The sequence below is a fragment of the Pseudomonas rossensis genome (assembly GCF_039888995.1).
GTDB classification, from domain to species: domain Bacteria; phylum Pseudomonadota; class Gammaproteobacteria; order Pseudomonadales; family Pseudomonadaceae; genus Aquipseudomonas; species Aquipseudomonas rossensis.
Genome location: NZ_JBBWCB010000309.1, coordinates 1 through 823 on the forward strand (window position 1 = coordinate 1; position 823 = coordinate 823).

Here is an 823-nt window from a genome sequence, read left to right on the forward strand (position 1 = left end):
CGAATAGGCCTGATACATAGATGCAACGGGGCGGCGGTTTTTCAAAAGCGGGTAGACAGTGGGGGCGAGTCCATACATAGCAGCTGGCGAAGCCTGCGTTCGGCTGCGAAGCAGTCGTAAATCCGGATTGCGCCGTGAGCCTGACACACCGCGGTGTCTGACTTTACGACTGCTGCGCAGCCGAACGCAGGCTTCGCCAGCTGCTACAGGGGTGTTGCTACGATCAAAGCAGTGGACCCACCAGGACAGCGGGTCCGAAAGAGCATCACAGCTTCGGCAACTGCCCGATGCGCCCCATCATCTCGGTCACGATCTGCAGATCCAGCAGGAACTGGTCGACGGTCTTGAACTCGTTGTCAGTGTGGCCGGTGTACTTGACCTCGGGCCTGGCCAGGCCGAATTGCACGCCATTGGGCAGTTCATGGACCGAGGTGGCGCCGGCGGAAGTACCGAACTTGTGCTCCATGCCAAGGTTTTCGCTGGCCACGGCCAGCAGGGCCTTGACCCATTCACCTTCAGGGTTGCGGTACATCGGCTCGGCGATCGAGTAGTCGAAGGCCACCGCAATGTGGGTCTTCTTGCTCCAGGTGCCAAGCTTTTCGGCGATTTCGGTTTTGAGCACTTCGGGGGACTTGCCCTTTGGCACCCGCAGGTTGACCGCGAGCTTGAAGGTTTTCTCATCCATCCCGACATAGGTCAGGGATGTGGTCAACGGTCCCATGAAGGCATCGGAAAAGCCGACCGCCAATTGGCCACCCAGGTAGTCCAGTCCCCAGTTGTCGGCAGCGTAGCGGGCGGCGTCGGTAATGTGGTTGTGCTTGAG

At 59.7% G+C, this 823-nt stretch carries 1 pseudogene; it reads right to left on the reverse strand.

Going from position 1 to position 823, the window contains the following annotated elements:
• Nucleotides 1-265: 265 nt before the first annotated feature.
• Nucleotides 266-823 (reverse strand): annotated as a pseudogene (locus WLY71_RS30620) (dipeptidase); the annotation flags it as partial.